18 protein-coding genes and 8 pseudogenes are annotated in these 18,260 nt (G+C 66.8%); 7 read left to right on the forward strand and 19 right to left on the reverse strand.

Annotated elements, in window-relative coordinates; all coding sequences use genetic code 11:
• Nucleotides 1–2 precede the first annotated feature (2 nt).
• The 3 genes and pseudogenes from E6R62_RS30340 to E6R62_RS30350 all read right to left on the reverse strand — a co-directional run bounded on the left by E6R62_RS30340 (nucleotide 3) and on the right by E6R62_RS30350 (nucleotide 2,660).
• Nucleotides 3–1,132, reverse strand: a pseudogene (locus E6R62_RS30340) (IS630 family transposase).
• A gap of 307 nt (nucleotides 1,133–1,439) precedes the next feature.
• Nucleotides 1,440–1,871, reverse strand: coding sequence for a hypothetical protein (locus tag E6R62_RS30345; protein WP_136216689.1), 432 nt, complete (start codon nucleotides 1,869–1,871; stop codon nucleotides 1,440–1,442).
• 75 nt (nucleotides 1,872–1,946) lie between these two features.
• Complete coding sequence (locus tag E6R62_RS30350) at nucleotides 1,947–2,660, reverse strand: hypothetical protein (protein WP_136216690.1); 714 nt, start codon at nucleotides 2,658–2,660, stop codon at nucleotides 1,947–1,949.
• Between the two features lie 160 nt (nucleotides 2,661–2,820).
• On the opposite strand from E6R62_RS30350, the gene E6R62_RS39875 reads away from it, so the two are divergent.
• Nucleotides 2,821–2,964, forward strand: a complete 144-nt coding sequence (locus tag E6R62_RS39875; RefSeq protein ID WP_168714228.1) for a hypothetical protein — start codon at nucleotides 2,821–2,823, stop codon at nucleotides 2,962–2,964.
• Nucleotides 2,965–3,150: 186 nt separating this feature from the next.
• On the opposite strand, the gene E6R62_RS30355 is transcribed toward E6R62_RS39875, so the two are convergent.
• Nucleotides 3,151–4,341, reverse strand: a complete 1,191-nt coding sequence (locus E6R62_RS30355) for a HEAT repeat domain-containing protein (protein ID WP_136216691.1) — start codon at nucleotides 4,339–4,341, stop codon at nucleotides 3,151–3,153.
• A gap of 216 nt (nucleotides 4,342–4,557) precedes the next feature.
• Between E6R62_RS30355 and E6R62_RS30360 the strand changes: the two genes are divergently transcribed.
• Both E6R62_RS30360 and E6R62_RS42270 read left to right on the forward strand, forming a co-directional pair.
• A complete protein-coding gene (locus tag E6R62_RS30360) occupies nucleotides 4,558–4,974 on the forward strand; it encodes a DUF5958 family protein (RefSeq protein ID WP_136216692.1) in 417 nt (138 codons plus the stop codon).
• Between the two features lie 736 nt (nucleotides 4,975–5,710).
• Nucleotides 5,711–6,112 (forward strand): HTH domain-containing protein, encoded by a 402-nt coding sequence (locus tag E6R62_RS42270; RefSeq protein ID WP_368773876.1) that lies wholly within the window; start codon nucleotides 5,711–5,713, stop codon nucleotides 6,110–6,112.
• 339 nt (nucleotides 6,113–6,451) lie between these two features.
• On the opposite strand, the pseudogene E6R62_RS41330 reads toward E6R62_RS42270, so the two are convergent.
• Nucleotides 6,452–6,805, reverse strand: a pseudogene (locus tag E6R62_RS41330) (HNH endonuclease family protein); the annotation flags it as partial.
• Entirely contained in the window at nucleotides 6,802–7,350 is a 549-nt protein-coding gene (locus E6R62_RS30370) for a transposase (RefSeq protein ID WP_136216694.1), read from the reverse strand. The pseudogene E6R62_RS41330 and the gene E6R62_RS30370, both read right to left, overlap by 4 nt.
• An 85-nt stretch (nucleotides 7,351–7,435) precedes the next feature.
• Here E6R62_RS30370 and E6R62_RS30375 point away from each other — a divergent pair, with 85 nt between their 5' ends.
• Nucleotides 7,436–7,819, forward strand: a complete 384-nt coding sequence (locus E6R62_RS30375; RefSeq protein ID WP_136216695.1) for a ribosomal protein L7/L12 — start codon at nucleotides 7,436–7,438, stop codon at nucleotides 7,817–7,819.
• Between the two features lie 33 nt (nucleotides 7,820–7,852).
• Here the strand turns inward: E6R62_RS30375 and E6R62_RS30380 are convergent, their stop codons facing one another.
• The 3 genes and pseudogenes from E6R62_RS30380 to E6R62_RS30390 form a co-directional block, all read right to left on the reverse strand.
• Complete coding sequence (locus E6R62_RS30380; protein ID WP_136216696.1) at nucleotides 7,853–8,266, reverse strand: hypothetical protein; 414 nt, start codon at nucleotides 8,264–8,266, stop codon at nucleotides 7,853–7,855.
• Nucleotides 8,267–8,364: 98 nt separating this feature from the next.
• Nucleotides 8,365–8,952, reverse strand: a complete 588-nt coding sequence (locus E6R62_RS30385; protein WP_136216697.1) for an SMI1/KNR4 family protein — start codon at nucleotides 8,950–8,952, stop codon at nucleotides 8,365–8,367.
• A 43-nt stretch (nucleotides 8,953–8,995) separates the two neighbouring features.
• A pseudogene (locus E6R62_RS30390) lies at nucleotides 8,996–9,319 on the reverse strand (transposase); the annotation flags it as partial.
• A gap of 248 nt (nucleotides 9,320–9,567) precedes the next feature.
• Between E6R62_RS30390 and E6R62_RS30395 the strand changes: the two are divergent.
• On the forward strand, nucleotides 9,568–10,170 hold the full coding sequence (locus E6R62_RS30395; RefSeq protein ID WP_136216698.1) for a DUF6000 family protein: 603 nt from the start codon (nucleotides 9,568–9,570) through the stop codon (nucleotides 10,168–10,170).
• Between the two features lie 63 nt (nucleotides 10,171–10,233).
• Here E6R62_RS30395 and E6R62_RS30400 read toward each other — a convergent pair.
• Nucleotides 10,234–10,397: pseudogene (locus E6R62_RS30400) on the reverse strand (ISL3 family transposase); the annotation flags it as partial.
• 94 nt (nucleotides 10,398–10,491) lie between these two features.
• Here E6R62_RS30400 and E6R62_RS41335 point away from each other — a divergent pair.
• Nucleotides 10,492–10,842, forward strand: a pseudogene (locus tag E6R62_RS41335) (transposase); the annotation flags it as partial.
• Between the two features lie 39 nt (nucleotides 10,843–10,881).
• Here E6R62_RS41335 and E6R62_RS41340 read toward each other — a convergent pair.
• From E6R62_RS41340 to E6R62_RS41920, 6 genes and pseudogenes are all read right to left on the reverse strand, one after another.
• Nucleotides 10,882–11,034: a hypothetical protein gene (locus E6R62_RS41340; protein ID WP_240802002.1), complete on the reverse strand. Its 153-nt coding sequence runs from the start codon at nucleotides 11,032–11,034 to the stop codon at nucleotides 10,882–10,884.
• Between the two features lie 19 nt (nucleotides 11,035–11,053).
• On the reverse strand, nucleotides 11,054–11,353 hold the full coding sequence (locus E6R62_RS39880; protein ID WP_168714223.1) for a hypothetical protein: 300 nt from the start codon (nucleotides 11,351–11,353) through the stop codon (nucleotides 11,054–11,056).
• 363 nt (nucleotides 11,354–11,716) lie between these two features.
• A pseudogene (locus E6R62_RS30410) lies at nucleotides 11,717–11,934 on the reverse strand (IS110 family transposase); the annotation flags it as partial.
• Between the two features lie 335 nt (nucleotides 11,935–12,269).
• Nucleotides 12,270–12,749, reverse strand: a complete 480-nt coding sequence (locus E6R62_RS30420) for an Imm49 family immunity protein (protein ID WP_136216699.1) — start codon at nucleotides 12,747–12,749, stop codon at nucleotides 12,270–12,272.
• A gap of 508 nt (nucleotides 12,750–13,257) precedes the next feature.
• Nucleotides 13,258–13,461 (reverse strand): histone-like nucleoid-structuring protein Lsr2, encoded by a 204-nt coding sequence (locus E6R62_RS41345; protein ID WP_240802000.1) that lies wholly within the window; start codon nucleotides 13,459–13,461, stop codon nucleotides 13,258–13,260.
• Between the two features lie 33 nt (nucleotides 13,462–13,494).
• Nucleotides 13,495–13,959 (reverse strand): annotated as a pseudogene (locus E6R62_RS41920) (SMI1/KNR4 family protein); the annotation flags it as partial.
• A gap of 426 nt (nucleotides 13,960–14,385) precedes the next feature.
• On the opposite strand from E6R62_RS41920, the pseudogene E6R62_RS30430 reads away from it, so the two are divergent.
• Nucleotides 14,386–14,798, forward strand: a pseudogene (locus E6R62_RS30430) (IS5 family transposase).
• 130 nt (nucleotides 14,799–14,928) lie between these two features.
• Here the strand turns inward: E6R62_RS30430 and E6R62_RS30435 are convergent.
• From E6R62_RS30435 to E6R62_RS30445, 3 genes are all read right to left on the reverse strand, one after another.
• Nucleotides 14,929–15,860, reverse strand: a protein-coding gene (locus tag E6R62_RS30435) for an IS5 family transposase (RefSeq protein WP_240802001.1) whose coding sequence is annotated in 2 segments (ribosomal slippage) — nucleotides 14,929–15,497 and nucleotides 15,497–15,860 — 933 coding nt in all. Because the reading frame shifts where the segments join, the coding sequence is not laid out codon by codon here.
• Between the two features lie 53 nt (nucleotides 15,861–15,913).
• Entirely contained in the window at nucleotides 15,914–16,327 is a 414-nt protein-coding gene (locus tag E6R62_RS30440) for an SgcJ/EcaC family oxidoreductase (protein ID WP_206308892.1), read from the reverse strand.
• Between the two features lie 173 nt (nucleotides 16,328–16,500).
• Complete coding sequence (locus tag E6R62_RS30445) at nucleotides 16,501–17,850, reverse strand: SMI1/KNR4 family protein (protein ID WP_136216702.1); 1,350 nt, start codon at nucleotides 17,848–17,850, stop codon at nucleotides 16,501–16,503.
• Between the last annotated feature and the right edge of the window lie 410 nt (nucleotides 17,851–18,260).

Genomic DNA, 18,260 nt, shown 5'->3' on the forward strand with positions numbered 1-18,260 from the left:
GTTCAGATGCCGTTTTCGCATCTCACGAGTGTGCGCCCGCCCCAGCGGATGCCTTTCTCGCTGCGGATACGGGCGCGTTCGCGGGCTTGGGCAGCGAGGACGTCGGGGTGGCGGGCGTTCTTATTGCGCCAGCGCAGGTATGCGTGCAGGGCCCGAGTCTGGACGGTGTGGTTGGGATGGTTCGAGTTGGCCAGGGTGAACTGACGTAGCGGTCCGAAGTGGGCCTCGATGGGGTTGGCCCAAGAGGCGTAGGTGGGGGTGAAGCACAGCTCGACCTTGTTCTTCATCGCCCATCGCTTCATCCGCCCGTTCATGTGGGCGGAGAGGTTGTCGAGGATCACGTAGATCGGAGCGCCGTCCGGGCGGGCGGCCCGAATCGTTCTCAAGGCAGCCCAGGTGTGGTCGATTCCCTTGCGCCTGCGGTTGACGCCCCAGAGCTGGTCGTCTCCGACGGAGTAGCAGCCGTGGAAGTAAGTGATTCCTTGGGTGCGGCGGTAGGTGGACGGCAGTCGGTCGGGGCGGCTTTCCACAGCCCAGCAGGAGCCGGCGGTCGGTCGGATACCGAGCGGGCCGAACTCGTCAAAGGCGAAGGTTCGGTTGGGCCGCTGGTTGATCGCGTACTCGATCCTGGCCAGCTTGGCGTCGAAGTCCGGATCCGGGGACTCCTTCCAGGTCTTCGTGCGCTGGAAGGAGATCCCGCGGCGGCCCAGTAAGCACCGCAGGGCCTCACGGCTGATCCAGACAGGCCGGATGGTGTTGCGTCGCAGGTGATCGGCTAGCTTGCGTTGGACCAGCGGGTGAAGGGCTTGCCCAGCACGGTTGGGCGGGTGGTGGCCGTCTGGACGACGAAGTCCTCGTCGTCACGGTCGAGAAGGCGGGGACGGCCTCCCGCCCAGCGAGGGTCCAGGCATGCGAGCCCGATCTCGTTGAACCTGTGGATCACGTCGCGGACGGTGTCCTCGTCCGCCTGGACCAGCCGGGCTATGACCGGGACCGTGCTGCCGCCGGCCGAGGTCAGCAGCATCATCGCCCGCCGGAACCGCACTGAGCTGGTACTTCCCCGCCGGACGATGTGCTGGAGTTTCTGTCCCTCCTGCTCGGTCACCCCGCGAACCCGGACCGGTTGCGCCATCCCGCCTCCCTGCGCGGATTGGAGAACTCATTTCCAACCAGCACCACGAGCAACCCGGCGAACCTCTCCGGTCACAGCACTAGCCACCATGGTCGGCTTGTGGTGGTCGAGACCCGGCTACTGCAAGACGGCCGGGAACGACTCGCGCGCAGTCTCGCGCGAGTGGTGCCTCATGCCCAGGCCCTTCCGCCTCGGCACCCACGTCCCGCAGCGACTTCTTCGGCGATCGGGGCGGCGCCTGAGGACGACCGAACCCGGCATGGCTGGGTCGGATGCCGTGGCTCCACCAGGCCGCCAGGGGATGCCGTCAGCTTCGCTGAGGCTCCACCATCATGGCCCTTCCCATGCGCTTGCCCTGTGCGTCGAAGACACCGATCCGGACCGCGTCGGTGGCACGCTGAGGCCACTGCGTGTACGCCTCGCCGATCGCCTGGGCCTGCGTGTCGGGATCGTCCTTCTTCGGATTCAAGTCGGTGTGGATGTAGGCGTACACGGCGTCTCCCTCCACCACGCGCTGCACCGCCTTCACGTGGCTCACGACGGACCGGTCCGGGTTGTTTTCGGAGGCTGCCCACGCCTTGAAGAGATCACCGTCCCTCGCCTCGTCTTGGAGGTAGAACCCGTGGGGCTGGCGCGTAAGGCGGTCGGGTACGGCGAGGTCTCCCTTCGGATGGTCCTCCAGTGAGCATCCGGCCAGTGCAAGGAGGGATGCGGTCAGCAGCAGACGGCGTGCGATCAAGGCGGGCTCCTCGGGTCCAGGAATGGGAGAGCCCCCACACCGTAGTCAGCGCGGGGGCTCGGATGACAGTGGGTGTTACATGGTGAGTTCGTCGGCCTTGTCGCCCCAGTTCCCGCCGTACGGGTAGCTGTAGCTGTGCAGGTTTCCGAGGCATCCGCCCAGTGTGGTGATGATGGACGGGTCCGGCATGCCGGTGCGCCAGTCGTAGAGTGCCATGCCGCCGGACTCGTCGTTGTTGCAGGTGGACGACGCCTGGTCGCGGAAGGAGTAGTCGCCCAGGTTCTTCGAACCGTCACTGTAGAAGGTGAGCTGGCGGCCGTAGTACCAGATGTCGGCCCAGATGCGGGTGGAACCGAACGGGGCGTAGGCGGTGCCGTCACCGTCGACCGCGATGGCCATCGAGCCGGACTTGTTCGGTGCGCCCTTCTTCACCGTCAGGTCGGATCTGCCTTCGGGCGCCTCGGGGATCGCGTACTTGGTCCCTTTCTTGGCCTTCTTGTAGGAGTTGGTGGCGGCCTTCTCCTCGTCTTCGGTGTCGAAGCACTTGACGGTGAGGTCAGGGTATTCGGCGCAGTTTTTGGCTGTGTCCCAGCCGTTCTTGGTCAGGTTGATCTTCTTGCCCTTGTACGTGGCGAAGATGTCACCGGTCTTCTTGGTACCGGCCCGGTCGGCCTGCTCCTTGGCTTGCTCTGCGGCGGGGTCGACGGTGTCGGCACTGGCGACCTGGGCTCCGGCGAACACGAGCAGCGCGGCGGCGAAGGGTATGGCGATCTTTCCGGTCTTCAACATGTCTCCAAGAATTCTGGTCAGATGGAATGAACTCACCACCCTACTAACCGCGTTGGGAGTCACCAAGGAGATTCCACAGGCTGGGACAGGAGTGGAATGAGGTCCACCAGTTTGGCAAATTGGTGCGGCGGGGTATAGAGCGCGGCGAGGGGGCAGCGACATGAAGCAGCCCCGAATTTTCCACGCCCACTTCCACCTCCCGCACGACGCCCACCCCGACCTGTACGAGCAGCTCCTCGCCCTCGCCCAAGACATCACCCCGCGCGTGCAAGCGAAGCCGCCCGAGCAGCCAACCGTGACCTGACCCGCGCCCTCAACCAAAAGAGCTGACGCGTCTTCACAGGCTTTTGCGGGCACTCGCCTGCGATGCCACGTCATTTCGATCACCGTTTGAGTGCTCCGGGCGGCGGGCCCAGGCGGTGGCCGTACTCGGTCAGAGCGAGTTTTCCGGTGCCCCGGGTCGGTGTCGAAGCATCGATAGACAGAGGGTTCAGCCCCAAGGCGCCGGCCAGGTTGGGCGCGAGGTCGAGGAGTTCCCACATCCATTCGTCGGCGTCTTCCTCGGTGTCCACCCGGTTGGCTGCCAGCGCGGCGCGCCGCTGCTGCTCGCACGCGAGAGTCCTCCCAGTTCCAGGTGCTGCACATCCTCGTCGGGGAAGTAGCCGAAGCGGCGGACGACGACGCCATCCTCGGCGATCAGGATCGCTGAGCCGTCCTGCGAGGCGCTCCACCAGTAGGCCTGCGCGCGACCGAAGCGAGTGCTGAGTCGTTCGCACGCTTCGAGGACCTCGTTCTGGCGTTCGGTTGCGCTGGGATCGCACCAGGAACCCACCACCAAGGTCCAGCCAGCGAGCTCAGGAGTAACGAACACCCTGCGGTACACATCGAGCGGATCGGCGTCGAGGCCGCCATGGCTGTCGATGTCCGCGGCATACACCCCGACGGCGAACGGGACCGGACGCGGTTGCGACAGCCCGAGCATCTCCATGACACCGGCCTGGTCCCCGGTAGGCACCGCGATCCAGGAGAGGAAGCAGCAGGAGAGCGGAACTGGTGCGTCGCCGGCGATTTCGATCCTGGCCAGCCGCTCCAGTGCCGCGATGTCACGGGCACTGATCACCGCCTCGCCGCCGATCTCCGCCAAGGCCTCCAGAGCACCCGCACGCGCCGCCCCGGGACCGTCGACGCGGACCGCCTGGAGCAGCGGCACCACGGCGGTTCCCCACGGCGAGAACGCCTGAACCGCAGCCTGCCTGACCTTCGCGTCCCGGTCACCCAGCAGCGGCAACACATGTCGCGCGGCAGCGGGCACGTGGCTGCTCCAGCGGCTGATCGCTGTCACAGCGGCACGCCGCAGGGTCGAATCGTCAAGCAGGAGGGCGTCAACGTAGCCGTGCAGTGCCGCCGCGCCGAATCCGGCGAACGCCCGCAACAGCCGATGAGGCGCTTCTCCTGGTGCCGAGGTCTGCAGGGCGCAGAGCACCGCCTCGAACGCCTCCGTGCCCATGCGGTGCAAGACGGCCAGCATGACTGGCTCGCTCACGGGCGAGGCCGGTTCCTGCAGTTGCCCGATCAGTACTGGTAGGGCCTCGGCCCCCAGTTCAGCTACGGCAGTGGCGGCGGCATCCCGTTCTGTCAGGTCATCGGCCCCGAGAGCGAGAACCAGTTCGAGTGTGGTCACGAGCGCACGCTAGCCGGTCGCACTGACAGGGCGGCTCCAGCAGCTCGCGAGGACCTGCTCTGGGGCTGCTCGACCCCTACGCATCATCTCGAACGGCCCGACCAGCGCGTACAGGAGCCCGAAGCACCAGGCGCTTCGTACTCCAGTCATACTTCGTGATCAGGCTCGAGGGCTCACGGGGGCGACTCGCCTCGGCCGGATCGCAGGGGGAGACAGATGAACGAGCGCACGGTCATGCTGAACATGCTCGCGCAGGACCTGCGCCCGATCGAGCAGGGTGTCGAGTGGTTCGAAGCCCTGCCAGCTGACAACCAGTTCGAGGTCCTGCGGGAGCTGGGCGGACACTGTTTGCAGGCCCGCGCAACGGAGGAGGACGGGCCCGAGAGCGTTCGACGCGCCGGCCTTCGGCCGACGCATACCCCCGCGGTTTTGATCACGCGTGGGCAGCTCAACGTGCAGTTGGAAAAGATCATCAATCTGCCGCAGGACGAGCGGGTGAAGTCATTTCGGCTGCTGGTCGCGCTGCTGGGGGTGTCGGACGAACGTCGCCGGGAGCGGTTCTGCGCCCCCTGGTGTGGTCATGCTTGGCACCAGTTGGCGAGTGGAACCGATCGAGGAACGGGTACCGCGTGATCATCAATGGTTGTGTGGACTTTTGAAGATGGTGCTTTGGCCGCCAGCCATGGCGTAGACCCTGCTCGTTGGCGGGCGATTTTAGACCAGGTCATGGCCCAAAATTCAAGATCTTCCATCCCAATTTTTGAACGCACCTTACTCGGCTCGCGTATCCAAACGGCCGGATCCCTACTGCAAGTCGTAGCCTGCCGGGCTATATACGGGCCAGATCCCTGGTGTCGCTCGATCCAGCGATAGGGCCACACATTTTGCACTCGCTACGGTGGCCCGCACTGGCGCTGAGCTGCATCGGCTCGTACACACCCGCCGTGCACCACGGGTACTCCCTGAGAGGACTCGCTCTGTGTGACCTGCTGTGCCGCCCTGCGGGAAGCCCAGCAGAAGCCAAGCCAGACCGGAGCCTGAGCTGACGGAGTCTTCTGGTCCAGGAACGTGCAGTGAACCCCGTCTCCGGGATGCCACTCCCCCACCGGCCCCGCCGTGTCCCCGTGTGGCACCGGGGCACCGGGACCAGGCCACTGCGGTCGTATCGGCGGGACACGCACCAGTCACCCGAGCCGGCGTACGGGACCCCGTACCGGACCACCCCACCCATCGACGTCGGCGCGACGGCACTGGCCGGCCCGCCAGAGTCACCCGCAGGCCGCCCGACCCCGACCGGAATCGCTCGATCACCCGTACCTGGCCGAGCACCGCCAACGTGGCCGTTCCCGGCGCGTCAACGAAAGCACCGATGCCCCGAACTCCCCGGCCGTCAGGGTGGCCAGTTCGTCGGCGTCCGCATCGGTGGACCAGCCGGACAAAGGACCGCATCCCCCGCCGCACCGCACCGGACAGAGGCGTTCGGAGATCGCCGCCGCCCTTGCCGCCGGGCAGCAGTGGCAAGGGTCGGCCAGCCGTCACCGGGGGCTCCCTCGCCGCCCGCTACGGTGTCAGCACCCGCACCGTCGAACGCCGCATCGCCAAAGCCCGCGCCGGCAACTGGCCGGAAGCTCGACTTCGCCGGTTACCACCAGCCGTTGCGGGAGCGCCAGATCGGGGTGGGCTGACCCGTGATCTTCCTGTGCTCCACGACGCCCAGGATGTAGTAGACCTTCCCGAGCCACCAGATGGCCCATGCTTCGGCCACCAGTAGGTAGGCACACAATTTGATCATGCCGGAGATGAGACCGGCTCCGCCCTTGCGGCTGGAGCCCGGGGTGAGCCGGGCGGAGCCTCCGATGGACAACGGACCCGGCAGTGGAAGGGACCAACGCAGTCGCACGATGTTTTTCCAGGGGTTGTAGTCGTCTCTCCGCTCCCGCCTCGGCACGGCCGGAGCGGCCTGCTTGCAGCGGCACCGCGGACGCCGGCTGTCCGGGCGCCGCGTGAGCGGTAGTGGGGCACAGCGGGCTGGGGGCAGGCCCAATGGCCCTGCCCCCAGCCCTTCAACGCCCGGCCTACGGTGCCGGGTGAACTCCACGTCCGTGCCGCCGCAGCCGGCCGCGATGTCCAGCAGCCGCTCCCGCTCCGCCTCGTCGACGGCCAGGCCCCAGCGGAGCTTGGTCGCGGTCCACTCCGCGCCGTAGCGGCACACGGCGTCCGGCGCCAGCGGCAGCCACTGGGCCGGGTCTTGGTCCGCCTTGCTCCGGTTCGAGCGAGCCGTCACCGCCACCAGCGAGGACAGCTGGCCCTGGTCGTTCGCGTACGCCTCCCGCCGCACCGGCGTCCACGCCGAGGCCCCGCTGTCCCACGCTTCGGCGAGCGGGACCATGTGGTCGATGTCCAGCTTGGACGCCTCCGTGACGGTGGTGTCGTCGTAGCACGACCACCACACCCCACCCGTTACTGAGCTTGTAGTCGTGGTGTCGTCAGTGTGAGTCCGGTTCCGGTGAGGCATCCGTCGATGATGTCGCTGCGGTATTGGATCTGGCGGAGGCCGTGTCGGAGTCGGCGCATGAGGTGGTCGGGGTCGGTGAAGGCGGTGTTCGCCTGGCTGGTCCGGCGGAGGATGGACCAGATGCCTTCCACCGGGTTGAGGTCGGGTGCGTAGGGCGGCAGATGGTAGGCGGTGATCCAGTCGTGTGCGTCGATGAAGGCCCGCATGCGGCGGTCTTTGTGGACATTGAGGTTGTCCCATACGAGGACGATCGGTCCGCCGAGCTGCTGGTGGGCGGCGATGAGGAGGTCGCGGTACTCGGTCCAGGCGAAGCTCTTGCGCCCGCCACTCTTGTGGTCGGTATGCCGTTTGGGCCGGTAGACGAGGCGGGAGCGTTCGCCGGGCTTGTAGCAGCACATTGCCGCGATGGAGAAGCGGCGCTGGGAGCGTCCGCGGACCCGGATGACCGGTGTGGTTCCGCGTCTGGCCCAGGTGCGGGAGGTCGGCGGCGTCATCGAGAATCCGGCTTGTCCGCCCCATGGCGCTCAGCTGCGGGGATGGTTCACTGGCTGGACAGCGTAAGGCCGCCGGGGAGGGTGTGTGGAAGAGCCAGGATTCCGAGTTCTGCTCACGGAGTCAGGAGACCGGAAGGCGGAGGCGATCCGTGCGATCCGAACGATCATCGGCCTCAGCCTTTGGAACAGCAAGCTCCTGCTGGACAGTGCGCCCGTAGCGGTCACAGAACCCGACTGGCTCGAAGCCGCCCAGGACGCGGCCGGTGCCCTTGAGGCCGCAGGTGCCCACGCGACGGTGCTATGCGACTGGTGCGACCGCACCATCACGCGAGAGGCTGGCCCGCTTGACCCGACCCCGTGCAGCGGGCCATGGCCTCCCGAGACCTGTCGAGCGAGTTGCCCACCAGCCACGGACTGGGTACGCCCACTGCTGACGGACTCACAGCCAGACCTGAGAGACACGCTCTAGGTCCCGCCGGGAGCGTCGGCCGCTTCTCCAGTCTCAGGGGGAGCTGGCCGACGACCCATCGGAGCGAAGCAGGGCCCGCAACTCGTCGGGGGTGACAGGCCCCGGGTCACGAACGGGCTGGCCGACATCGGCAGGCCAACTGGGACGGAAGCGTTCGACGAAGTCTGTGAAGTCGGTCCGCAGATACCGAGAGTCGGACGGCTTCAGCCGGATCTGCTGGCGGCTGTCTGTCCACCAGATCTCGAAATCGGCAACCGTGCCCTCCGCCGGCCAGTCTTCGACCTCGCTCGGCAGCAGCAGAACGTCGACAAAGCCTCCGACGCTCAGGCCGATGTCCACGAAGATCCCGATCGCACCGGGCCTGGGAACCTCCACCACGGTGCCCTTGAAGACCTGCCCGAAGCGCAGGTCCCTCCGAATCCGAGTCCACTCGGCATCTGTCACCACGAACAGATCATCGCACCTCCGTCCGTCTGCCTCAGCGGCACGGCACTGCCGTCATTTCTCGGGTTCTGGCTCACTTTCCGTGGAGTGATTACGAAGAGTCAGATCTTCGGAGCCATGCGATGGCGGTTTGGATGAGCGCGAAGCTTCGGCGAGGTGAGTTCCAGGGCCCGGTTGTCGCGTCCGGCGCTCATGTGATTGAGCCAGCGTTCGTACCAGTCGAGAAAGTCGGTGGCGGAGGAGACGTTGGGGCCCCAGTACCCGTCGCTGTTACCAATGAGGATACGGCCGGTGAGGGGTCCGGTCACCGCGATGAGGCATACGTCGGTGCAGCCCATCTCGATGATGTGGAGGAAGAGGTCGCGTCCGTGGCCCCTGGGGTCTCTGCCGTCAAAGCCGCGGGGTGTCCCTGGTTCTCCGCGCGGATTCATGACCCGCAGGGAACATCGCTCCAGCGGCATGAGGCCGTAGAACGGCGCCGCGCCTGAGCCGCCGATGTGCGTCAGGAACTGCCGATAGGCGTCGGGCAGGACGATGTCGTGCTTGGCCTCGAATGCAGCAACGCGTGCTTCCGCCAGCTTCGGTCCAAGGCGAAACTCGTGTTTCTCTTCTCCGAAGGAGTGGCTGCGCAGGGGTTGGAAAGGGATCGCGGCCAGCTTGCGACGCAGGCGGGGTATGCGGGGATCCATGGTGCATCTTCTCTCGTCCCCGTCACCCTATGGGTGGCTGTGGTCAGCTGGCCAGAAGAACTCTCTTCCTCAGGAGAGCGAAGCCGGCCCGGCCGAACATCTGGCGTTTGAGCATCTTGATCCGGTTGACGTGTCCCTCGACGACGCCGGAGTTCCAGGGCAGGGTGAGCCCGGCAATGACGGCATCACGGTCACGTTCGATGCCTGCGGCCAGGGTGTGGAGGCTGGGGAGGTCGTCGCGCCGGACGGCGTCGAGCCACTGCGGAAGCCGTTCGCCCTGGCGCTCGGTGAGCATCTGGGCGAAGGACCGGACGTGAGTGGTGAGGGCGTCGAGTTCGGGGCAGTGGGCCAAGACTGCCTTGAGCCGAAGGTGGTCGATCTCCTCCAGCCGGGGCATTACTTCTTCCACGGGCCGAACTGTCAGCCACACCACACTGGGGGCGAATCATTTTCAGGCAGCTTCCGGAGGCCCCGCCCGCCCGACAAAGGTCACTCCGCGTGATGATTCACAGAAAGTGAGCCAGAACCATTTCTGGCTCTGGCTCATCTTCTGTGGAGCAATAACGCTGCGTGCTGTCGAAACCGTACTCATCCGACCTGCGAGAGGATGGGGTGGTGATCCGCTACGACCCCGAGATACAGGCTCTGTACCGCCGCTACTGCCTCCCGGCACGCCGCTACCTGAAGCTTGGCGGAGCAGTACTTCGCATGTCGCGCGAGGAGTACGAGCCGTTCGTTCATGCCCTGGCCGCTGATGCGAAGACTGTTTCCGACGCCGAGCTCACCGTCCTCTTCGAGGGCAGCTGGCGCGAGCGGCGGACCGCGGCATGGCTCGTCGCTGTTTCGCGCCGTGACCACTTCCGCGAGCGTCTGGGAGCGCTGCTGCTGAAGAGCGAGGTCTGCTGCGCGGGTGGGGCCTACTGCGTGGCTCTGGCGAGTTTCGGCACCACACGGGACGCCGACCTGATTGCCGCTTACCTGGATCGCTACCTGCGTCGGCCCGACCTTGCCTACGACCAGCCGACGGCCATGGGGGCCCTGGCGTACACCGACTCCGTCCTGAACGGCGAGCTGGCCAACCCCTTCCTTCAGGAGGGCGGCCTGTGGCGGCAGTGGTTCAAGGACGCGCCCCACATGCAAGGCGATGACGGCATCTCCAACTATCTGGGCGGCATCCGCCTCGCCTGCGCCGTCATCGACGATTGCGCCAACACCTGACTGCATTTGATTTGTTCGCTTTCACAGGCTCTGGCTCGACGTCCGTGCCGCGGCCGCTCTCCGTCATGCCAGTAGGACGCGCTTGCGGAGAAGGTGGAAGCCCGCCCGCACATCTGGCGCTTGAGCATCTTGATCCGGTTGACATGCCCTTCGACCGCGCCCGAGCTCCAGGGCAGGGTCAATCCGGCGGTGACGGCGTCGAGGTCGCGGTCGATGCCGGCAGCGAGGGTGTGGAGGCTAGGCAGGTCGTCCTGGCGGACGGCGTCGAGCCAGTCCGGGAGGCGCTCGCCCTGAGGGGCCGTGAACACACGTGCCTGGATCGTGTTCCTCGACGAATCAGGCGTCTCCCTGCTCCCTCAGATCCGCCGCACCTACTCGCCCCGAGGCCGGACCCCGCTCCTGCGGCACCGCCTGAACTGGAAGCGTGCATCGATGGCCGGGGCCTTGGGCTACCACCCCACCGACCCCGACCGAGGGGCCCGCCTGTGCTTCCATCTCAAGCCCGGCAGCTATGACACCGCCACCCTCATCGAGGTCCTGGAGCAGATGAAGGCGTTCTACCGCGGCGAGCGGGTGGTCCTGGTCTGGGACGGCCTTTCCGCCCATTGGAGCCGGGCGATGCGGGCTTGGGTCGCCGGCCAGGACTGGCTCACCCTGGAGCGATTACCCGCCTACGCACCCGAGCTGAACCCGGTGGAGCTGCTGTGGTCCTCACTCAAGAAACGTGAACTCGCCAACCTCGCCGGCGACCACCTCGCCGATGTCGCCGACGCCACCGAGCAAGGCATCCACCGCATCAACGACAACCCACAACTGCCATGGTCCTTCCTCGCCCATACCGGCCTGACCATCCACCCACAACACCCACCGAACTTACGAAAGATCAGTAGAGCTGCCTTACGATCACGAAGGCGGCGAACATCACGACGACAAAGGCAATGGTTCCGACCAGTCCGACCACGGTCGGAGTCAGCCGGTCTCGGAACTGCTCGGACGGCCGAACCCGTGCGGTCTGGTCCGTGCTCAGCTCCCACCAGTTGACGACCCGTTGGAACTGCTCGTCGAAGTCGGGGGCGGGGTGCATGTCACTGCGGTAGAGCCCGGGCAACGAACGACGCCGGCCGCCCGAGAGGAACATTCGGACCGCGTGCGAGGACGAACCCTGGCCCTTGGTCTCGCGCACGTCAATCCACTGGATCTCGTGCCAGGGGTATGTGCGGCCGTGCCCCAGACCCCAAGAGATGGTTATTCCGTCGGCCCCGACCCTGCTCCAACTCCGGCACGACAGGAGGACAAGCGGGGCGAGGAGGGCGATACCCGCCCACCAGCCAGCAGAACCCCACCGCACCGAGCCGGACGAACGCTGTGACCCCCTCGACGACCACGAGGACAAGCGCCAGCGCCACGGATGACTTCGCCGGACGACTCCGGCCCCCCGACGGGAAGTTCAATTCGATCACACCCGGCACACTACGCCTCGGCCCTCCAGCGGCCCGGGCGACCCGGCCTCGCGGCCAAGGCCCGGGTGTGGTGCTTGCCCTGGAAAGAGGGAGTGAGCCTCCAGCAGCTCCTCGATCCGCCCAGCCGGCAGTTTCCGCTGGTCAAGGACGGCGGTCAGGGGTCCGGCCAGGCTCGGGACGATCAGCGCGGCCGCCTCGGTGCCCGGCACGGTGACGGTCTGCTCGTCCAGGGCGTTGAAGCTGTCCTCGACCATGCTCCCGCGATCCTCGGTGCCTCGGGCCGCAGGAGGGTGACCTGGCGACGCCCCGTCCGGCCCTGGGGATCTGCCGTCGTCGGCGGCCGTGACGTCAGATTCGACGATGACCTTGTAGCCACGTTCGTATGCCTGCCTGCCGGTGGTGCCGCAGCCAGCCCACCGGGGCCCATACCTCGGCGGGGCCGGGCCGGCGCCAGTCGGTGTCGGCCGCCCGGTCCCCGGGCTCTGAAGCAGGGCTGGCTGTGGTCAGTCGGGTCCCGGTTTCTTGGGCGGACAGCCCGAGCGCGAACCATTGACTGATGCGGCCACTGGCGAGTGAGGACGGGACGTTCGTGACCGTGGGCCGCTCGGGGCGGCGGGGGCTGGTACGGGCGCGGGCCGTTTACTGCTGCGGGGCACTCAGCAGCGCTTCAGGCAGGTAGGCGGATCGGGTACCCAACTGCCAGCCGTGCGCCAGACTGGCGATGGTCGCCAGCGTGACGGCTCCCAACGGCAGCAGGCTCCGGGCAGCCGGGTCCGCGCCAACGCTCTCTCGGCGCGTCACCAGTCGTTCCCGAAGGGCCTGCTCGCACTCGTCCTGGTCGTCGTCCGGGAGGACGCACAACAGCCGCTGGTCCGACGTCCGCGTCCCGGCCACATCGAGTTGCTCGGCAGTACGCGCCCGCTCGGCGGCGTCCCGCTTGGCCAGCGGCACCGGGCCGGGGAGCACGCCCTGGTAGGGCCCTTGGACGACGGTCAGGTAGCCGCACAACGCGTCCATCTCCACGACGTCGGCCGGGTCGGACACCGACTCCCGCTTCGAGTACGGAACGCCGTCACGGATGGCGGCGGCGTAGTCCTCGCGCAGGAGAGGACCGATCATCCAGCTTCCGCTCCCATATCAGTCCGCTGATCACGGACCACGCGAACGCATCCGTCCACGTCCGCGCCGAGGTCACGGGGGCAGTCGGCTCCCACGTCTCCTCGTAATACAGCTCCTCGCTCGTGAGGGTCTCCGTCACGAGCGGGAGATGCACCGAAAAGTCACCGTCGGGGAAGCACGCGAGGCTAGGCACGCACCCATGGCGCACTCCGCGGCTGTGATCAGCGCGGCGCGCGACTCGGAGGTGCAGGGCGGGGTCGGGCACGGTACGCGCGGCGACGTGCTCGGCCAGTTCCTCTCCGAGTTCCCTGAGTCCTTGCCGCAGCGGCATGCCGCCGTACCGCATCGTGTGCCACCGGCCGACTGGCGGCGGCGATCGGTGCTCCTGCTGTAATGGAGCGCGACTGGTCCTCGCGACGACGAGGACGGCGCGGACTGACGGCGTCAGGAAACCAGGGCACCAATGGGCTTGCTGCCGCCTTGGTCGGCGACTTCGCTGCCGGACTGCTCACAGTGATGCTTCGTACGCCTCGCGGATGGAGGCAAGGATGCGTCCGTTGTCATTGACGAGGTAGCCGTTCGCGCGGGCCCAGAGCCGTATCGCCTCGCCCTCCGGACCGTGATTGTGCATCCGGCCCCCGGTGCTCTCCCTTGCGACGCCCGAGGAGACCCCTTCCAGATGGTCCGCTACATCCTGAAAGAAGGCGAACAACGAGGTGAATTCTCCCTCCTCGGGGTTGGAGCCCTCATTCCAAGACCCGACGCCTCCAGTCCGGGTGTTCAGGAACCTGCCGTAGAAGCCGTCGCTCTCCGCGACGATCGGCACCCACTCACGGCGCCAGGACGGATAGTCCGAGTCTTCGGAGGGTTCCATCTCCTCCATGTCCACCTTGTGTGAGTAGACACGCTCGATGTCCGTGAGCCCGAGAAGGAGGCCGCCGCTGGGGATGACTCCCGCGCATCCCAGCGCCACCAGACATGAGCCGGCATCGGGTTGCTTCCCAGTACCGACGTCGTTCGCCAGGAGCCACTGCCGCAGTTCCTTCGGCAGCTTCAGTCCCATGCGCTCTTCAGCATCGCTGACGGCTGTCGAACTGCCTGGGCCGCCAAGAGTCGCGAAAACGTCGGGAGCGTTCTGTTCGAGCCAGTTGGTGACGCGGCTCCACGCCTGTCTTACGTCTTCTGCTTCAGGCGCCGGTATTTCACTCATGTGCGATCCCCGACGGAAGGAGCACGCCTGTTCGCGTTGCTGTCCCTCAGGAACCGGAGCACGGGCTCCAAGGTTCTGACGTCATCTATCGAGAACGAAGGCGACCACTGATCATCCATGGGCAGACCGTACGTGGGTGCACTGACATCGAACCCTTTGGTCCCCCGTGCTGTGGCGGGCCAACCCGCTTGGTGTGGTGGAAGGCCTTCGGAGACGGACGTGACACACGGCGTTTCTCATGAGTTCTGCGAGACCCTTCGGGATGATCGCGTTTCCGCAGGCCGCCGTTCGCAAAAGTCTTCTCGAGACCGGCATGTTGTGCGAGGCACTTCTGAGAGACTGCCGGGACTCCGCTCATGTCCGCGCTAAAAAGGGGGCGAACTTGCAGGTCCGAGCCCCGTGGACCGGGGTAAGTCCGGTTCCAAGATGCATGTCCTGTCCGACGCGGCCGGACTGCCCCTACGCGTCGGACTCTCCGCGGCCAACACCCACGACAGCCAGGCCTTGAAGCCGATGCTGTCCCATTTCCACATGGGACACGAATCCCACGCAGCCGATTCCAAGCCCCAGCGCCTGCATGCTGACAAGGCATACGACATCCCTGAACTGCGGAAATGGCTCTGGGGCAAGCGCATCGGCGCCCGTATCGCGCGGAGGGCATCGAGTCCAGCAAGCAACTCGGGCGCCACAGGTGGGTCATCGAACGGACCATGTCCTGGCTGACCGACTACCGCCGGCTCAACCACCGCTATGAACGGCATCCCCGCAATTACCTGGCCTTTCTTGGCCTCGCCGCAGCCCTCTGCTGCTACAAACGCCTCCTCAAACTGACCATGTAGGACACGGTCTTAGTCGAGGGATACGAGTTGGCCCAGCGTCAGGAGCCATACGCTCGACGATGTCGCAACACGTGGGGATCCCGGCAGGCTGCCGGGCAGATGCGCTTTCGTCTAGGACTTGTCCGGGCGATCAAGTTCGCAGCCAGATGACGAGGGCTGTTGCTGTGGCGGTGCCGAGGAAGACGTACCCGCGCTTGTCATAGCGGGTGGCGACTGCCCGGGACTGTTTCAGGCGGTTGATCGCCCGTTCGACGGTGTTGCGCTTCTTGTAGCGGTCTTCGTCGAAGCCGGGCGGCCGTCCACCGCGCGAGCCCTTTCGCAGGCGGGCGGCATGACTGTCGGTCTTCTCCGGGATCGTGTGCCGAATGCCCCGTCGTCGCAGGTACTCACGGCAGGGTCCGTTGCTGTAAGCCCTGTCGGCAGCCAGGCTGTCGGGCTTCTTGCGCGGCCTGCCCGGACCGGTCCTGGGAACCCGGATCTTCTCCAGAACCGGGCTGAACTGAGTGCAGTCCGCCCGTTGTCCACCGGTGACCACCAGGGACAACGGGCGGCAGCGTCCGTCCGCGCTCAGGTGGACCTTGCTGGTGAATCCTCCCCGCGAGCGGCCCAAGCCCTCACCTCCAGCACCACCTCCACCAGGCGGGCGACCAGGCTCTGCCATGGCGTTTCGCCCTGGTGTTCCACCTCCTCGGCCCCCTTTGACGCAGGCGCCGGAGGCGGCTCGGTCCGAGCGCCGGCCGCGTGCTGATGAGCACGCACGATGGTGGAGTCGACCGAGATGTCCCAGTCGATCTCACCTGCCGCATCGGCTGCGGCCTGGACCTGCTGGAGCAGACGCTCCCACGTGCCGTCGGCCGACCACAGCCGGTGGCGTTCACAGACGGTCTTCCACGGCCCGAACCGTTCGGGCAGGTCACGCCACTGCACCCCGGTCCGCACTCGGTGCAGAATTCCGTCGATCACCTGCCGGTGATCCCGCCACCTGCCACAACGCCTGTTACTGACAGGCAGGAACGGCCGTAACCGTTCCCACTCAGCGTCTGTCAGATCACCCCGCCCCATGCCCATATCAACGACCCGAGCGCGGAGTAGTCACATGATCGACCGGACAAGTCCTAGTCGGCGACGACTCCCGTGTTCTGACAGGCGGTCAGCAGCCACCGGCCGTCGGTTTGCTTCGAGATCACGTACAGGGGGGCACCCTCGCTCTCCTCGCCCGGAGCCAGGTAACGCTGACGGACCTTGACCGCCGCGACGTCGGGGCGGATGAAGAGCACGTGGACCACCTCGTAGGTGACCTTGCCGTCCCAGCTCGCCGCGGGGAGGACCGTGCGGGTGAACTCCGAGATCGCGTCGAGGCCGATGAGGACCTTGCCGTGGGCCGTCGTCCAGACCGCGTCCGGGTGGAAGAGGCCGAGGAACTCTTCGGGGTCCTTGTTCTGCTGGGAGTGCTCGACGGTGGCGACGAGTTGGCTGATCGCTTCGATGTCCGCCGCCTGGGATGTGGATTCCGTGGCCATGTGGATCATCGTCACACCTCAAGCGTGATTGAGGTCAAGGGTGTGGCGATGTAAAGATCACCGGATATCCAGCGCGATTCCGGCGCAAGTCGCCCGGCAGTCTGAGTCCAGGGCAACGACCCGGCACGAGACATTTACATGATCGGCCGGACATGTCCTAGTCCCCGCTTGGCTCTCCCGCCCTAGGCCTGCGGGCCGAGGTCGCCCTCGACGACGGTCTGGAGGATGCGGGGCCGGCCCCACAGGGCGAGGAGTTCGTTGGCGAGACCGGCGACGGCCAGGGGGTCTTCGTCGAAGGGCCCGTTGACAGCAGCCGCCAACAGGCCCTGCGGGACGGCGTCTGCATCGAGAAGGGCACCCCACTCCGGGGATCCAAGCTCCAGGTACTCAAGCCCGGTCAGCCCCGCGATCTCAGTGGGGTCAGCGAGAGTCCCAGGCTGGGCGACGAGGGATCGCAGCCTGGGCAGCCCGATGAGCGGCGCAAGGCTGACTGAATGTGCGCCCTGCGCGCCGAGGGTCAGGGTTTCCAAGTCGGGATGCACGGCGTTCTCCAAGGTCTCCTGGTCGTAGGCGAAGGAGGTCGCGGCCGGTGCGTGGGGCTCTGCGCCGTCGGATTGCGTGGGGGGCCGGTCCAGCAGCAGGTCGGTCAGGGAGTCGGCGAGGAGGCGGGCGCCGATCTCCTCCTCGTGGGATATAAGGATGACCTGCCCGGTGTGGCCGTGGGGGCCTGGGGTCAGATCGATGGCCAGTCGGTCGCCTCCTCCGTTGTCGGCGAACGCGATCCAGCCCGGCGAACCGGCCAGTCCCTGCACGGCCGCCGTCGGCGGTGTCTGGACCGCTTCCATCGCCGCGTGATGCCAGGGGCACTCGCGGGTTCTCGCTTCGGCGACGTACAAGCCTTCGAGATCGAAGAGTTCGCAGCGGACCGCCTCGGAATGGCGGCTCGCCGCCTCGTGGTCGCCCCTCCAGTCCGCCCACTGGGCCCGTGTCACCCGATACAGGCTCTTGAGCTCCTCGGGCAGAGGGATGCCCAGACGCGACTCGGCCCCCGCGATCTCGGCGTCGGTGGCGCCGACGGCGTCGGGCAGTCGTCCGCGCACCGTCCGTTCGAGCAGCGCCAGGTCCGCCGAAGCCGCCGAAACCGCCCCCGGCGTCGGGTCCGGAAGGCGCCGCCAGGGCTCAGGAAGCGCGTCCTCAACCAGGACGAGCGCACCTGGGTTGAATGCGAAGCCGAGCTCCACCGCCCTGCTGGGTATGAGGAGGTGGAGCCGGGTGCGTCCCGACGTCTCCGTCTCCATCACGAATGTCACGGCACCGATGCCGTCCTTCACCAGGACGTCGCGCACCCGCAGCACGGCGTCGTTGTGCATCTGCTGCAGGGGCACGCTCCAGGCGCTGCGCGTGATACGGCCCACCACCCGACCGCCCGGCACGGCAAGCCGCTCCACGTTCTCTGCCCGTATGAGCTGCAGCAGCGGCTCCCACGTTGCAAATGCATGGATCGACGACCGGCGATTCTCTTGATCGTTCATGAGGCCGACCGTACCCGGGGGGTCTGACGTTGCTCCTTCGGCGAGGTGTCCTGGCCCCGTGCTGACAGGCGGCGTCCCTCGTCCGCCATCGGCTTCCCCCACCGTGCTGTGCGCGGTGGGCACCACTGACCTGCAGCGTCCTTGTACTGACGGGGTGGCGCCGGCCGCCAGCGCCGTCAAGGGATCGGCCAGACGGCCGGGGTGAGGAGGGCGACCAGCAGGACGCGCTGGATCGCGCCGAGCGCGGAGGGCGGGGGCAGGAACGGGAAGGTCATGGCCCCCATCAAAAACGGTGCTCTCTTGCTGTTACTGAGGTTTTCAGGGTGGGGTCGGTGGGTTGATAGCCAGGCTTGCGGTGGTGAGGCAGCCGTCGACCAGGTGGAGCCGGAGTTGGGTTCGCCGGACCCGCC

It is taken from the genome of Streptomyces sp. A1136 (genome assembly GCF_004795055.1).
GTDB lineage: Bacteria > Actinomycetota > Actinomycetes > Streptomycetales > Streptomycetaceae > Streptomyces.

What these genes read in the sequence shown, in the direction of transcription:
- E6R62_RS30420 (WP_136216699.1), bottom strand. Translation starts at nt 12,749, where the DNA reads ATGATCGGTCCTCTCCTGCGCGAGGACTACGCCGCCGCCATCCGTGAC.
- E6R62_RS30370 (WP_136216694.1), bottom strand. Translation starts at nt 7,350, where the DNA reads ATGACGCCGCCGACCTCCCGCACCTGGGCCAGACGCGGAACCACACCG.
- E6R62_RS30385 (WP_136216697.1), bottom strand. Translation starts at nt 8,952, where the DNA reads ATGGATCCCCGCATACCCCGCCTGCGTCGCAAGCTGGCCGCGATCCCT.
- E6R62_RS30445 (WP_136216702.1), bottom strand. Translation starts at nt 17,850, where the DNA reads ATGAACGATCAAGAGAATCGCCGGTCGTCGATCCATGCATTTGCAACG.
- E6R62_RS42270 (WP_368773876.1), top strand. Translation starts at nt 5,711, where the DNA reads ATGCCCCGAACTCCCCGGCCGTCAGGGTGGCCAGTTCGTCGGCGTCCG.
- E6R62_RS39875 (WP_168714228.1), top strand. Translation starts at nt 2,821, where the DNA reads ATGAAGCAGCCCCGAATTTTCCACGCCCACTTCCACCTCCCGCACGAC.
- E6R62_RS30440 (WP_206308892.1), bottom strand. Translation starts at nt 16,327, where the DNA reads ATGATCCACATGGCCACGGAATCCACATCCCAGGCGGCGGACATCGAA.
- E6R62_RS30350 (WP_136216690.1), bottom strand. Translation starts at nt 2,660, where the DNA reads ATGTTGAAGACCGGAAAGATCGCCATACCCTTCGCCGCCGCGCTGCTC.
- E6R62_RS30360 (WP_136216692.1), top strand. Translation starts at nt 4,558, where the DNA reads ATGAACGAGCGCACGGTCATGCTGAACATGCTCGCGCAGGACCTGCGC.